Source organism: Myroides sp. C6-3 (genome assembly GCF_050522425.1).
In the GTDB taxonomy this organism is placed as follows: Bacteria; Bacteroidota; Bacteroidia; order Flavobacteriales; family Flavobacteriaceae; genus Flavobacterium.
This window is the reverse complement of record NZ_JBMVQP010000009.1, coordinates 61937-76662: the sequence shown is the minus strand read 5'-3', so window position 1 is coordinate 76662 and position 14726 is coordinate 61937. Positions and strand designations below refer to the sequence as shown.

Genomic DNA, 14726 nt, shown 5'->3' with positions numbered 1-14726 from the left:
TACAAAGAATTTGTTAAGCTTGCAGATTCTTTCGTTTTCAAGTCTGTATATTTGCACAAATTTTTTAGTACATGAATCTTTCTATCTATATCAAAGAGTTTCGATACAATGTTCAATTAGCCTATCCAATTATTTTAGCCATGTTAGGACATACTGTGGTTGGAGTGATTGACAATATTATGGTTGGTAAAATTGGACCAACAGAACTAGCTGCCGCTTCTTTGGCGAATAGTTTTGTGTTTATTGCTATTTCTTTAGGGGTAGGTTTTTCTACTGCTATTACCCCATTTGTTGCAAAAAGCGATGCAGCCCACGATCTAGAAGGTGGACGATCAACTTTTGTCAACGGACTGTTCTTGTGTACCGTAGTAGGTGTTTTGTTGTTCTCAGTTATCTTTTTTGCTAAACCTTTTTTGGTTTATATGGGACAACCAGAAGAAGTTACTGTATTGGCAAAACCCTTTTTAGATATTGTTGCTCTGTCTATTATTCCCTTAGTAATGTACCAAGGCTATAAGCAGTTCGCAGATGGTAAATCACAAACAAAAAACTCTATGTACGCAACGTTAATCTGTAATGGAGTAAACTTGTTGTTCAACTATTTACTTATTTACGGAATCTGGATTTTTCCTACGTTGGGGATGTTAGGTGCAGCTTATGGGACGTTGATTTCGCGCGTAGTTATGATTGTATACATGCATTTTGCCTTGAAAAGACAAGACATGTTTAAACCCTTTATGAATAAGTTAAGTTTGAGCGAAATTAAAAAAAGTGTTTTGTCTCAGATTACTAAAATAGGCGTGCCTTCTGGGCTAATGAGTTTTTTTGAAGTTGCCTTGTTCGTAGGAGCTGTTTGGTTGTCAGGAATGTTGGGTACCGTTTCTCAAGCAGCTAATCAAATTGCACTAAGTATGTCTTCGATGACGTTTATGTTTGCTAGTGGGCTAGGCGTAGCCGCCACAATTCGCGTCGGCAATCAAATGGGATTGAAGAACTATACACACATGAGAACGGTGGCGAGATCAATCATGTTGATGGCTTTGGGGATTTACATTCTCTTTGCACTGTTGTTTGTTGTCTTCCATAACTATATTCCTTTACTGTTCTTAGATGCCAAAGATGCAGCTAATGCCTTGATGAATGAAGAAGTGATTCAAATAGCTGGACAATTGTTATTGGTAGCTGCTGTTTTTCAAATTTCAGATTGTATGCAAGTAGTAACACTTGGTGCTTTACGCGGTTTGCAAGATGTAAACGTGCCAATGGTGATTACTTTTATTTCGTATTGGGTAGTGGGGTTTCCTTTGTCTATTTATTTAAGTTTGTATACCAGTATAGGAACTCCAGGAATTTGGATTGGATTACTCGCCGGATTAACCGCAGCGGCTATTCTGTTGTACGCTCGTTTTTATCAAATTTCCAATCGATTGATTACTAATAATTTAAATTAACTATATAATGCAATTACCAAAGTTTGTTTTAGCTGATAATACAGATCATTTAGATGATATATTTATTATCCACTTAGAGTTTCCTCGTTTCATCATCAACTTGAATACAGATGAGATTGAGTTTTTAGAAACAATTGAAGAGTCAGAAGAATCAGAAGTAGAAGCCGAAATGGAAGCTTTAGTGGTTCAAGCCGGAGAGTTCTACGAAAGAGAAATGACAAGATATGTAGAATCAGAAGAGTTAGAAGACTAATCTCTTTTTGAATAAAGGAAAAAACAGCGGTAAAGAATGCTCTTTAACCGCTGTTTTTTTGTTTTTATCTCGGAGTAAAAGGATTTTTACAGCTGCTTTTATTGCTTTTTTTCGTTTTGGCACTGTAGCGTTTCGGTGCAAATAATGCGTTTAGCTGCTTTATTTGGTGTATTATTTTAACTATTAAAATCATTGCTAATAAAATAGTTCGCTTTTAGCAGTAATGCTATTTTGAAAGGCTAAAAGAGAAAGAAGGAACGAAAAATCCCTACCTTTGTGTACTTCAAATTTAGGGTATGAACAAAATTTTAAGTATTCAGCACAAAGTGTTGGAAAAAGTAAATAAACAAACGCTCTCACATCAAACTGTTTATCCAATTTTATTAGCCATTAGCTTTGGCCATTTATGCAACGATTTACTACAAGCGGTCGTTCCTGCAACGTATCCTTTGTTAAAAGAAAACTATAACCTAAGTTTTGCACAAATTGGATTGATTACGTTTTTTTATCAAATGTCTTCCTCGCTTTTACAGCCTTTAGTAGGAAATTATACGGATAAAAGGCCTCAACCTTATTCTCAAATTTACGGGATGCTATGTACCACTTTAGGAGTGATTTTACTAGCTTTTGCTCCAAGTTATATCTGGGTATTAGTTGCGGTGACTTGTATTGGAATAGGATCGTCTATTTTTCATCCAGAATCATCGCGTGTTTCCTATGTGGCTTCCGGTGGTAAACGAAGTTTGGCCCAATCGATTTTCCAAATTGGAGGAAATACGGGTACAGCCTTAGCTCCTTTATTAGTGGCTTGGATTGTTTTGCCAACAGGACAACAACAGTTGCTTTGGTTTGTTGCCATTGCCCTTGTCGCCCAATTTGTTTACTACGCCATTGGAACTTGGTATAAAGGAGTGTTAAGCCATGCAGCAACTAAGCAGAAAAAGAAAATATTAATTCCAGAATTATCCGCATTTAGAGTGAATAGTGCTATTGTTGTGCTTTTACTCCTGATCTTCTCTAAATATTTTTATGTAGCGAGTATCTCTAGTTATTTCCAATTCTATACCATGGATAAATTTGGCATTACAGAAGTTCAAGCACAAGTCTACTTGTTCTACTTCTTAATTGCTGTTGCTATGGGAACGTTAATTGGCGGTTTCTTAGGGGATAAGGTAGGTCGTAAATACATTATTTGGTTTTCTGTGCTTGGAGCAGCGCCTTTTACGTTGCTGTTGCCTTATGTAGATTTAGCTTGGACAGGTATTTTAATTGTTGTTATTGGGTTTATTATATCTTCTGCTTTTCCTTCTATTTTAGTATATGCACAAGAATTGTTACCGAAGAAAATAGGGATGGTATCTGGATTATTTTATGGTTTCGCCTTTGGAATGGGGGGATTAGGTTCTGCGCTTTTAGGTTGGTGGGCTGATCACACCTCAATTGAATATATCTACAGCGTATGTGCTTATTTACCACTCATTGGTATCATTGCCTGCTTTTTACCGAATATGAAAAAAGTTATCTTTCGAGAAGAATAAATTTGTATCTTGTTGAAAAATAACAAGATGAAAATATATTCTTTTTTGGGTATTAGCGTACTAGTGGGGGCGTTTGCTTCCTGTCAAACGCAAGGAGAAATGGTGCAACAACGAGGATCTTATGCAGAGGAGTATATGACGAGTGTCGCAAGTTACCAAGACACAGTAAACCCTCAGCTGTATTATCATACGGACAAAAAACAAACAATCGTTTCAAGAGATACGATAGAAAAAATAAAAAAATCCGATGCGAATTAACACATCGGATTTTTTTATGATTTGTTTCTTTTTTTTTATTACAGTAGTTTTCCTGTAAGGAACATAGCTGCGATGGTGAAGTAGATAATCAATCCTGAAACGTCTACTAGAGTAGCTACAAAAGGAGCAGAGGCTGTTGCGGGGTCCATGCCAAACTTTTTCAAAACAAATGGAATAATAGAACCAGATAAGGTTCCCCATAAAACAATGAACAGTAAGGAAACGGAAACACTTAGACCAACATAGAGCCAAAATTCTCCATAATCATAGATACCTGCCTCTTGCCAAATGAAAATACGCACGAAACCAATGATTCCCAAGATACCACCTAACATCAATCCAGAGGCAATTTCCTTGCGCATGACATACCACCAATCACTGAGTTTTAACTCTCCTAGAGCCATGGCACGTATAATTAAAGAGGCTGCTTGTGAACCTGAATTTCCTCCACTGGAGATAATTAAAGGAACAAATAAAGCTAATACAACGGCTTTTTCAATTTCCTGATCGTAATAGCTCATAGCCGAAGCCGTTAGCATTTCTCCTAAAAAGAGAACAATTAACCATCCTGCGCGTTTTTTTACTAATTCAAAGAGCGGTGTATGTGTATAAGATAAATCCAACTCTTCCATCCCCCCAAACTTTTGAATATCTTCTGTATCGCGTTCCTTAATTTTATCCAAGATATCGTCAAAAGTTACAATACCAACAAGTACTCCTTTTTCTGTGATAATAGGTAAAGCAGAACGATCGTATTTTTCAAAGTCGTCAAAGGCTTCTTCCATTGGAGTAGTCGTGACTAAGGAAACAAAGGTATGGTCAATTAAATCAGCAATTAAGGTATCTTCGTCAGCCAATAGTAACTGTCCCACTTGCAAGTCGTCAATCAATACATTATGGTCATCAACTACATAAATGTAGTTAAGCGTTTCTGCCTTTTTGCCGTATTTTTTGATGTGCTGAAAAACCTGTTTAACCGTTTTATTAGCTTTCGTTTGAATATATAAAGGCGTCATCAAACGCGCTATACTGTCTTCTTTATAGCCTATTAAATTTAGCGCAATCTGCTTTTCGGTATCATTTAATAAGTTGATAGAATACTTGATTAATTCATCAGGAAAGTTCTCTAGTAACTCTGTTCTGTCATCAGGTTCTAGGTTATTGAGTACTTCAGCATAATCCTCTCGTGTCATGCTGCGCACAATTTCTTCTTGAATGTTAATCTCTAAAAATGAAAACACTTCGACCTTCAGTTCGGGGGAAAGCTTTAGAAAATGAAGATTTCGTTCTCTCCTTCTCATTGCTGAAATCGCTTCAGCAACGTCGGCTGGGTGCATATCTTTAAAAAACATAGTTAGAATTTTATAAAGTGTTTAACAATCATTTTTTCATTTCGAATGCAAAAGTAAAGCTTAGTTATAGGAAATTAAAATTTCTAATCATATTCTAATAATAAAGTTAATCAAAATTAGGCAGACTAGGAGTTAGAGGTAGGTTATATTTTGTTCGTTGTTTGTTGCTTTTTTGTGAGGCGAAGGAATGTTCGTCAAACAAAAAAGCAAAAACTCTTCCTATTTCAGTAAAATCAACCGATACCTCATAACTGATCCCTGCTAACCCACGCTCTATTCTTGAAGTAAATCAGGATCGATGGTTTTCTTTGTTTTGGCGCCCATATCTTTTAATTTTTGAACGGAAGTCAGTAAGTTGCCTTTTCCTAGACTCAACTTGTTAAAGGCACTGTCGTATTCATTTCTCGTTTCGTCTAATTTTTTACCTATTTTGGTTAAATCGTTGATTAAACCTACAAATTTATCGTGTAATAAACCGGCTTGTCTAGCGATTTCATACGCATTTTCTTGCTGTTTTTGTTGTCGCCAAATGGTTTCTACTGTGCGTAAAGTTGCGAGTAGCGTTGAGGGGGTAACGATGACGATATTCTTTTCAAACGCTTTTGTATAGAGGGAATTATCTGCGTTTACAGCGATAGAAAAGGCCGTCTCGATGGGAATAAACAACAGTACAAAATCTGGACTCGTTCCTTTGTATAGCTCATAGTAATTCTTGTCTGACAAGTTTTCGATATGTCTTTTGATGGAAAGGAGGTGTTCTTGTAAGAAGCGATTTTGTTCTTGTGTTTCTGTGGTGTTGATATACTGCTCGTAAGCGACTAAAGAAACTTTAGAATCCACAACTAAATGGCGATTATCCGGTAAATAGATGACAACATCAGGTTGTAGACGGTTGCCGTTGTCTGTGGTGTAGCTTGGTTGCGTTTGATACTCTCTATCTTTTTCTAATCCCGATTTCTCTAGTACACTCTCCAAGATCATTTCGCCCCAATTCCCTTGCATTTTGTTATCGCCTTTCAAGGCTTTGGTTAGGTTTAGGGTCTCTTCACTCATTTTCGCGTGTACTTGTTGCAAGCCAAAAATCTGCTGACGTAGCGCTGCATGATGATCAATACTCTCCTTGTGGGTTTGCTCCACTTTTTGTTCAAACAAGCCTATTTTCTCTTGCAATGGCGTGAGAATCGTCTCCATCTGGGCTTTATTGAGTTGCGTGAACTTATCGCTTTTCTCTTCGAGTATTTTATTGGCTAGATTTTCAAATTGAATCGTGAATTGTTCCTGTAGCTGTACAGTTTGTTTGTGCTGTAGGTCGAGCTTTTCTCTTAGGTTGAGCAATTCTGTCTCGCGAATAGAGATACGAGCAATCAGCTCTTGATTGTCTTGTCGAAGTATTTCTGTTTGTTCTTCTATCTTCTGTTTATCGGTTAGGAGTTGCTTATTTTGCTGAGTTAGGAATTCTTTTTCCGCTACTAGTTGTAACGAATCAGCTGTGTTTGTAGTTGCCTTGGATGACTTTTTTCCCAAAAGAAAAACAAGGAGTAAAATAGAAAGAATTAAAAGACCTAATATGATTTCTTGAGACATAGTATAATAGTATAGTACCCCTCAAAAATAACAAATATTAAACGGTTCTATTGTATTTGAATTGATCCGATTTGTAGCAAAAAAATAAAGTGCTTTGTCAAAATGAAAAATGATGTTTCGCTTTTTTAGCTATATTTTGTTAAAATAGTTTTTTTATTTTGGTTATATGTAGTAAATTAACAGTATAGGGGGGTGGTTTTTAAGTGCTTAATATTGTTAAGTACTTAATATTGTGATGAGTAAGGTCTAACAGATAAATAGGATGGATATGAAAAAAATACTATTTTGCAGTTTTAGGTTTGTTTTTATTTACGGTTCAACTTCAAGCACAAGAAAAAGTGAAGAGGGATGTCGTTGCAACTTCGGCCATGACAGCAAAGGACTCAGCTAAAGTCAAAACATTTTATAGCAATTGGATTGGTACGAAACGCAAGAGAACTGTGGTACAAGAGGAGTATATTAGCTGTAATTTCTCCTATGTAGAGGAGATGCGCGCTAGAAGTAGAGGAGATGTGGCGCTTGGAGATTATCAACTCGAAGAATTGAGAAGACGGATCGCTAGATCACATAATGTTGTGAGCAGTGCCGTTTTTATTATCCGAGTAGGGAAAGGGGATAAGTCTAATGAATATGAAGCCTGCGTTGGAGGTATACTTTTTAGTTTTACCCCTCGACAGGGATACATAATGGGGTCTATAAAGGAAATCTAATAGAAATAAAAAAACTCTTCCATTTGGAAGAGTTTTTTTTGTGTATTTATTTACTCAAGTACATTTTTCTACGAGAATAGATTTCATAGAATTGGTCGTCTCTTAAGTTGTCAATGAATAAGATACTTTCTCCTGTTGATTTCATTTCAGGTCCTAAAGCTTTATTCACATTTCTAAACTTGTTGAAAGAGAACACAGGTGTTTTGATTGCATATCCTTTTAACTGTGGATTGAAAGTAAAGTCTGTCACTTTATTGTGTCCTAGCATTACTTTTGTTGCGTAGTTCACATAAGGTTCTCCATAGGCTTTAGCAATAAATGGTACCGTTCTTGAAGCTCTTGGATTCGCTTCGATGATGTAAACGATATCGTCTTTAATTGCAAACTGAATGTTGATTAAACCAACTGTTTGTAAAGCAACTGCAATTTTTCTCGTGTGATCTTTAATTTGATTCAATACAAATTCTCCCAAGTTGAATGGTGGTAACATGGCGTGACTATCTCCGGAGTGAACTCCACATGGCTCAATATGCTCCATGATTCCGATAATATACACGTTTTCACCATCGCAAATGGCATCAGCTTCTGCTTCGATAGCTCCATCTAAATAGTGGTCTAATAAAAGCGAGTTACCAGGAATTTGGTTTAATAAATCAATAACGTGCTCTTCTAATTCCTTCTTATTGATGACAATTTTCATTCCTTGTCCTCCCAATACATACGATGGACGAACTAATAAAGGGAAATCTAATTGATCTGCTAATTGCAATGCTTGATCTGCTGTTTTAGCCACACCAAACTGAGGGAAAGGAATGTTTAACTCTTCTAACAAAGCAGAGAAACGTCCGCGATCTTCTGCTAAGTCTAAGGCGTCAAAGCTTGTTCCGAAAATCTTAATTCCATGACGGTGTAATTTTTCTGCTAATTTTAAAGCCGTTTGACCTCCTAGCTGAACGATTACTCCTTCTGGTTTCTCATGGCGGATGATATCGTAAATGTGTTCCCAGAATACAGGTTCGAAATACAATTTGTTAGCTGTGTCGAAATCAGTAGAAACCGTTTCCGGGTTACAGTTGATCATAATCGTTTCATAACCCGCTTCTTCAGCTGCTAATACCCCGTGTACACAAGAGTAGTCAAACTCGATTCCTTGTCCAATTCGGTTAGGTCCAGAACCTAATACAACCACTTTTTTCTTGTCTGTTACAATACTTTCGTTAGAAACGTATCTCGTTCCGTCCGCTTTTTGGATATCCGCTTCAAAAGTAGAATAGTAGTACGGTGTTTTTGCAGGGAATTCAGCCGCACAAGTGTCTACTAACTTGAATACACGTTGAATGTCCATTTTATCTCTTAAATCGTGTACTTTACTCTCTAGTGTTTTCAACATATGAGCAATTTGTCTGTCCGCAAATCCTTTTTGTTTTGCTTCTAACAACAAATCTTTTGGTAACGTTTCGATCGTGTAGTTTGAAATTTCTTTCTCTAACAAATAGAGCTCTTCGTATTGTTTCAAGAACCACATATCAATTTTTGTGATTTCGTGGATTCTACTCAATGGAATTCCATGTTGAATAGCATCGTAAATTACAAATACGCGATCCCAACTTGCATGGGTTAATTTCTCAATAATTTGGTCGTAGTTGGTATATCCTTTTCCATCAGCACCTAAACCGTTGCGTTTAATCTCTAATGATTGCGTTGCTTTGTGAAGTGCCTCTTGGAAGGAACGACCAATACCCATAACCTCACCTACCGATTTCATTTGCAATCCTAAAGTTCTATCAGCTCCTTCGAATTTATCAAAGTTCCAACGTGGAATTTTCACAATTACATAATCTAACGTCGGCTCGAATAGGGCAGAAGTAGATTTTGTAATTTGGTTTTGCAATTCATCTAAGGTGTATCCCAACGCTAATTTCGTTGCGATTTTAGCAATCGGATATCCCGTTGCTTTAGAAGCTAAAGCCGATGAACGAGATACACGTGGGTTGATTTCAATTGCTACGATATCTTCTTTTTCGTCTGGAGATACGGCAAATTGCACGTTACAACCTCCTGCGAAGTTTCCGATGCTGCGCATCATTTTGATCGATAAATCGCGCATTTTTTGGAAGGTTCTATCCGATAAAGTCATTGCTGGTGCTACCGTGATACTATCTCCTGTATGGATTCCCATAGGGTCCATATTTTCGATGGTACAGATGATAACAACGTTGTCATTCTTATCGCGCAATAGCTCTAATTCGTACTCTTTCCATCCTAGTAAAGCTTTGTCAATTAACACTTCGTGGATGGGAGAAGCTTCTAAACCATTCGTTAATAAATCGTCGAAATCTTCCGCATTGTGTACAAAAGCTGCACCAGTACCTCCTAAGGTAAAGGACGGACGGATAACTAAAGGAAAGCCGAATTCTTGTGCGATTTCTTTTCCTTGTAAGTAAGACGTTGCCGTTTTTGCTGGAGCAACAGGAACATCAATACGCTCTAATAATTGTTTGAACTGTTCGCGGTCTTCTGTGATATTAATCGCGTTAATATCTACACCAATTAAACGAACACCAAAGTCTGCCCAAATTCCCTTTTCATCACATTCCAAACATAAATTCAACGCTGTTTGTCCTCCCATTGTAGGCAATACAGCATCAATTTCTGGATGCGCAACTAAAATTTCAATAATTGAACGTGCAGTTAATGGCTTTAGATAAATATGATCCGCCATAGAAGGGTCAGTCATAATTGTTGCGGGGTTCGAGTTAACTAAGATAACTTTAATTCCCTCTTCTCTTAATGATCTTGCTGATTGTGAACCTGAGTAATCAAATTCGCAAGCTTGTCCGATGATGATTGGTCCTGAACCAATGATTAATACGGTCTTGATAGAAGTGTCTTTAGGCATTTTCTTGTGTTGTTTATTATTTACTACTTTGTAAAAAAGTAAGTATAGTGTGTGTGATTGTATCGTGATGCTTCCGACAAAGTATAAAAAAAGGCGTTACCACCAAATGAGTAACACCTTTATTTATATTTTAATCAAAACATTAATGTTTATGTTTTGTTTCACAAGAAACAGTTAATTTATGTCTTCCTTTAGCTCTTCTAGCAGCTAATACTTTTCTACCATTAGGAGTAGACATTCTTTCCATGAAACCATGTTTGTTTCTTCTTTTTCTATTTGAAGGTTGAAACGTTCTCTTGCTCATTGCGTTTATCTTTAAATCTTAGTATTTTACTTCTCAAAAAATTCAGTTTTGATGTACTTGCCACAAAACCGAGTGCAAATATATAAAGTCATTTGATTCTTACAAAGTCTTTTTGTAAAATATTTTTAGAAACTTGCGATTAGTACTGATTTAGGTTGAATTCCTAAGGGTAAATCCGCAACACATCCAGCCAAATATAAGGAAAATATTTTTTTAACTACCTAAAAATAGAAATTATGTTAATTTCTAACCTCCTTTCGTTGTCGAATTGCACCTGCTCGTTATGCTTTTTTGATCAACCCATATTCAATAGCCAAAGTGATCACAGAACTGAGGTTTGAGGTTTGAAATTTTTCAATCAAATTTTTGCGATGACTGTCTACGGTATGTGTACTGATGAAGAGGCGATCGGCAATTTGTTGGGTCGTAAACCCTTGTGCTGCTACTACTAAAACTTCTTTTTCTCTGCGCGTGAGTTTGGGAATGGTGTTTAATCCATCCTTATTTTTCTTTTCCAAAACGCTTTGTGTTTGTGAACACAAAAAGATCTGTTGCTCATATACACTGTTAATTCCCTGTACGATCTCATCTACGGATGCGTTTTTCTGAATATAACCTGAAGCACCTTCTTGTAGTGAACTATTGATCACCGCAAACTCATTGTGGACGCTTAGCATAATGATTTGCATCTCGGGGTGTTTTTTCTTCAAGGGTTTGATCCAATCCAAACTGTTGATGTCTTCTAAATTTATATCTAGCAACAAAATATGGATTGGGTTCTTTTTTAATCCTTTTTGTAAAGCCTCCATGGAAGCATAACAACCCGTTACTTGAATGTTCTCCTGTTTGTTTAATATGTTCTTTAATCCTTCTAATAGTAAAGGATGATCGTCAGTGAGTGCTACTTTTATCATGGGTTAAAGTTTTGGGAATTGAAAATCAATACTCGTTCCAAGGTTTCGTTCTGAATGAAAGTGTAATTCCCCTTTGAGGAATTGCACCCTTGATTGGATGTTGTGTAAACCAGCGGATTTAGATCGTTGAACCTGTGTCAGGTCAAAACCACAACCGTCGTCTTCAATAGTAACCATATACGAATCTGTATTTTCAACAAGTTGAATAATAATTTGTTTAGGATCAGCGTGCTTTAAGGCATTGTTGACTAATTCTTGAATAATGCGGTAGACCAACAGTTGCTTGTCCTGTACTAAGGTATGGGTATAGCCTAAAAATTGAACATCAATATCCAATTGATCCGTTGACATACGACTGGCATATTCTTTTAAAGCTTCTTCTAATCCGTATTTAAGCAGTAAGTCTGGCATTAGATTATGGGCCACACGACGGAGCTCATCCACAGCATTGTCTAAATGTTCGATAGATTTGGTCATTTCTGCTTTGTTGTCCGTTGAAATTTTGTTGTTGAGGTTACTTAGCTGAATTTTAGTGCCAGATAGTAATCCTCCTAGTCCATCGTGTAGATCTCGAGCTAAACGAGATCGCTCTTGTTCTTGTCCGTCTAGTAGGGCTGTTAAGGTTGCAATCTTGGCATGTTGTTTCTCTTTTTCTAGCGCCAAATTGTACAACTCTTTTTGTTGTTTCATACTCTTGGTTCGCTGTTTATACACGTAAAGTAAAACAAGTAAGAGTATGGCAAAAACAATCGCCAACGCCAAAAAGTAGAATTTGACTTTTTCTTGAAAAGAGAGCGTTTTTTTAAAATGCTGAATATCTAAGCGCTTGTTGTCGTTCTCCAATTGAGACAACTTCAGTGCTTGTGCGTGTGTTTCGGTTTCGAGTTGACTAATCTCTAATCTCTTGCGTTGGTTTTCCTCTAGTAGTTTTAAGTTCTCTAACTCCTGTTGTTGTTGTAAACCCAACGTTTTCATCAATTGAATTTGTTGTTCCTTTTTCTCAGAGGCTAGTTGTAAAGTCAACAGTTGCTGTTTTTGTTGGTCTTTTTCATATTGCGCCTCTAAGCGTTTACTCACTTCAAGTTTGTCTTGATCGTAAATAGACTGATAGGTTTGCAAGTAGAGCTTATTGAAGTGTAAAGCACCGGCAAAATTTTCTTCGGTTTCATTGAGGTATGCCAAACTTTCATAGATAGAAAGTAAGGTGTTTTTATCTGGTAAATTGGTGTTGTTAATCACAGATAAAGCGGATAGTAGGTGACCAGTTGCTACTTTTGTTTCATTTTGTTGCAGGGCTATTTCCGCTAAAATACCATAAGAAGACGCTTGGAAATTAGATTGATTGCTTTCTTTTGCTTGTTGTAAAGCTAAGTTAGCATAATGGGTTGCTTGTTCTTTGTATTGTTTGGGAAATGCACGCAGGTATAAACTAGCTAAATTATTGGATACAAAGGCTAAGTCCGAACGAAAAGGAATTACCTCTTTGTTTTTTTCGTAGATTTCAATTGCTTTTTTATAATAGTTCTCCGCTAAATCCCGAGCGTAAATATTGTTGTTGTTTTGAGAAAATTCACTTTCATACAAATACCCCATCATCATATACGCATCAAACTGAGCATTGGGGTTGTTTTGTTGGATAGCAACATCTAGGGTTAGTTTGCTGTATTTTTCTTGTAGTTCGTAATCGTCCCAACTCGCATAGATACTCGTTAACTCTTTATAGGTTGCAGATAGTCTACTTAATTTTGTGGGTGATGGTGGTGCTTTTTCATACCACGTAATGGCTGTTAAGAGCGATTGTACGGCTTTAGCTTCTTGGTTATTGCGCACATAGATCCAACCTTGACAATAATTGACATACGCCTTGATTTCGATCTGATCACTGTTTTGTACATAATCAAGGGCTTGGGTGATGAATTTTGTTGCTTCTCTTGGTTGCTCATTTAGCTGTGCATTCATCGCTAAAATTGCATAGAGATAGGCTGCATTAGTTTTGTCTCCTTGTTTTTCTGCAAGGCGAATGTTTTCTTGTAAGATTTGTTGAGCTTCCTGTTGTTTTTCATGGAAGTACAAGGCTTGAGCGTATTTTCCAACGAGTTCAAATCGCGCTGTACTTCCTGGAGTCGTCTTGTCGTATTGAGCTTTGTAATTGGTTAGTATTTCTTGTCCATAGCCTTTTGTGGAGATCCCCCCTAAGAAAAACCAACCCAAGACTAAGAGCAAAGAAAAATTAGAAAAATAGGACATAGACAGGTATGTTGTTTGAACGGAAACAGTTTCTTTATTTTTTAAAGGTAATTCGAATTAAATGATGCTCATTAGGATCAATCGTATTATTTAAGTTTTGATCTACCACAAAATAGAGGTATAGTTCGCCAATGCGATACTGAGACCAAGGAATTTCATTCCCATCGATTGTTACACCGTCGAGATTCCATTGGTAGATATCCCATTCATTTTTCTTGCCAATTTTGTTGATGCGATGATCGCTGTTAGAGGCATAGTATAAGTACTGATGTCCTTCTTCACTGAGAAAGGGAAATACGTTGTTTTGGTCGAAAGAAGCAGCAAAACCTGTTCCCGGACTAAAGAATGGAATATCGTCAAATGCCATCAACTCATAGTCATTTACAAATTGACTGTTATCTGTCAACATAGCTTTTGCTGCGTAGAACAAGTCTTTTTTATCCTGGTAGGGTTTATTTAGAAATTCAATACTAAAGCGCGTTGGCTTTAAGGTAATGTTTTGTGTTTTTTGATCAATTACAATGGTTTTTCCGTCCTGTTTAACAAGGATAGTGTTGGTTGTAATTTCTTGTGCTTGTGTCAGAACCCAACTACAAAGGCTAAGTCCTAAAGTCAACAGTAATTTATTCATAAAAAGAAAGATTGTTAGTTGTTGGCAAAAGTAGCGATTAAGCGGTTTTGTTGTACTCCCTAAAAATGATGAATTTGAGTATTAGTAGAAAAGCATACGGTCTTTATTTTTTGAATTGCCCATAAGTAACAGCTTCAAAGTTACCGTCTTCTTTTTTAATGAAGGTTTCTTTTCCACTTTGTACTTCTGCATTTTGAGCCGCTAGACAAAACCAAATTCCTTCGATCTTTTGTACGACAAATAAAAATAAGGTATTTCGAACTTGAGGGACTTCACCTGTTAGAAGAGCGGTTTGATTGGTCAAGCGAATGCGGGCGTGAACGGTAGCGATATCATCGGTGATATACCTAACCTTAGTGCGTTTTAATTCAAGCTGAGCACTATTGAAAATGACGCGTAAGCCATAATCATGCGCTCGATAAATGTCGTTTTTGTTCTGCCACCATAAACCTGTAACATTGACAAAATCAGCATTGTCGACAAAAATTGCAGCTAAATATTCCGCGTCATTTTTATTCCAAGCGGTAACAAACTGCTCAGCAATGTGCTCTGGTAAGATTCTATGCATAGTGGTGTATTTTACGG

13 protein-coding genes are annotated in these 14726 nt (G+C 36.8%); 5 read left to right on the top strand and 8 right to left on the bottom strand.

The features are described from left to right. Nucleotides 1–71: 71 nt before the first annotated feature. The 4 genes from ACPDG9_RS05750 to ACPDG9_RS05735 all read left to right on the top strand — a co-directional run bounded on the left by ACPDG9_RS05750 (nucleotide 72) and on the right by ACPDG9_RS05735 (nucleotide 3500). The gene (locus ACPDG9_RS05750; protein WP_430526804.1) at nucleotides 72–1451 is read left to right on the top strand and encodes an MATE family efflux transporter; all 1380 of its coding nucleotides are present in this window, start codon (nucleotides 72–74) and stop codon (nucleotides 1449–1451) included. A gap of 7 nt (nucleotides 1452–1458) precedes the next feature. After that, on the top strand, nucleotides 1459–1704 hold the full coding sequence (locus ACPDG9_RS05745; RefSeq protein ID WP_430526803.1) for a hypothetical protein: 246 nt from the start codon (nucleotides 1459–1461) through the stop codon (nucleotides 1702–1704). A gap of 296 nt (nucleotides 1705–2000) precedes the next feature. Then, nucleotides 2001–3242, top strand: a complete 1242-nt coding sequence (locus tag ACPDG9_RS05740; protein WP_430526802.1) for an MFS transporter — start codon at nucleotides 2001–2003, stop codon at nucleotides 3240–3242. 27 nt (nucleotides 3243–3269) lie between these two features. Then, nucleotides 3270–3500 carry a hypothetical protein gene (locus ACPDG9_RS05735; protein WP_430526801.1) on the top strand — a complete coding sequence of 77 codons (231 nt, stop codon included), beginning with the start codon at nucleotides 3270–3272 and terminating at the stop codon, nucleotides 3498–3500. Between the two features lie 38 nt (nucleotides 3501–3538). Here ACPDG9_RS05735 and mgtE read toward each other — a convergent pair whose 3' ends face one another. Continuing rightward, entirely contained in the window at nucleotides 3539–4852 is a 1314-nt protein-coding gene (mgtE, locus tag ACPDG9_RS05730; RefSeq protein WP_430526800.1) for a magnesium transporter, read from the bottom strand. Nucleotides 4853–5125: 273 nt separating this feature from the next. After that, nucleotides 5126–6436: a DNA recombination protein RmuC gene (locus tag ACPDG9_RS05725; RefSeq protein ID WP_430526799.1), complete on the bottom strand. Its 1311-nt coding sequence runs from the start codon at nucleotides 6434–6436 to the stop codon at nucleotides 5126–5128. 299 nt (nucleotides 6437–6735) lie between these two features. Between ACPDG9_RS05725 and ACPDG9_RS05720 the strand changes: the two genes are divergently transcribed. Then, a complete protein-coding gene (locus ACPDG9_RS05720) occupies nucleotides 6736–7146 on the top strand; it encodes a hypothetical protein (protein ID WP_430526798.1) in 411 nt (136 codons plus the stop codon). Between the two features lie 46 nt (nucleotides 7147–7192). Here the strand turns inward: ACPDG9_RS05720 and carB are convergent, their stop codons facing one another. The 6 genes from carB to ACPDG9_RS05690 form a co-directional block, all read right to left on the bottom strand. Further along, entirely contained in the window at nucleotides 7193–10045 is a 2853-nt protein-coding gene (gene carB / locus ACPDG9_RS05715) for a carbamoyl-phosphate synthase large subunit (protein WP_430526797.1), read from the bottom strand. Nucleotides 10046–10187: 142 nt separating this feature from the next. After that, entirely contained in the window at nucleotides 10188–10349 is a 162-nt protein-coding gene (gene rpmH / locus ACPDG9_RS05710) for a 50S ribosomal protein L34 (RefSeq protein ID WP_002990519.1), read from the bottom strand. A gap of 281 nt (nucleotides 10350–10630) precedes the next feature. Further along, complete coding sequence (locus ACPDG9_RS05705; protein ID WP_430526796.1) at nucleotides 10631–11263, bottom strand: response regulator; 633 nt, start codon at nucleotides 11261–11263, stop codon at nucleotides 10631–10633. Nucleotides 11264–11266: 3 nt separating this feature from the next. Beyond that, a complete protein-coding gene (locus tag ACPDG9_RS05700; protein ID WP_430526795.1) occupies nucleotides 11267–13510 on the bottom strand; it encodes an ATP-binding protein in 2244 nt (747 codons plus the stop codon). A 34-nt stretch (nucleotides 13511–13544) separates the two neighbouring features. Continuing rightward, nucleotides 13545–14141, bottom strand: coding sequence for a hypothetical protein (locus tag ACPDG9_RS05695; RefSeq protein ID WP_430526794.1), 597 nt, complete (start codon nucleotides 14139–14141; stop codon nucleotides 13545–13547). A 103-nt stretch (nucleotides 14142–14244) separates the two neighbouring features. Next, entirely contained in the window at nucleotides 14245–14709 is a 465-nt protein-coding gene (locus ACPDG9_RS05690) for an SgcJ/EcaC family oxidoreductase (RefSeq protein WP_430526793.1), read from the bottom strand. Nucleotides 14710–14726: the final 17 nt, after the last annotated feature.